1 protein-coding gene is annotated in these 206 nt (G+C 71.4%); it reads right to left on the minus strand.

Annotated elements, in window-relative coordinates; translation table 11 throughout:
- The coding region (locus VM95_RS41130; RefSeq protein WP_157882323.1) for an acyltransferase domain-containing protein at window positions 1–206 on the minus strand (206 nt) is incomplete at both ends.

The following is a 206-nucleotide window of genomic DNA, read 5'->3' on the forward strand; positions in this document are numbered from 1 at the left end:
CTCGCCGATGCCGACGGTCAGCACGGGGTGCGCGCTGGCCTCGACGAACAGGGCGAAGCCGTCGTCGAGCAGCCGGCGCACGACGGGAGCGAAGCGCACCGGCTCGCGCAGGTTGCGGTACCAGTAGGCGGCGTCCAGCGTGCGGGTGTCGATCGGCTCACCCACCAGCGTGGAGTAGAACGGGACTTGAGCCGGGCGCGGAGTGA

Source organism: Streptomyces rubellomurinus, assembly GCF_000961885.1.
GTDB classification, from domain to species: domain Bacteria; phylum Actinomycetota; class Actinomycetes; order Streptomycetales; family Streptomycetaceae; genus Kitasatospora; species Kitasatospora rubellomurina.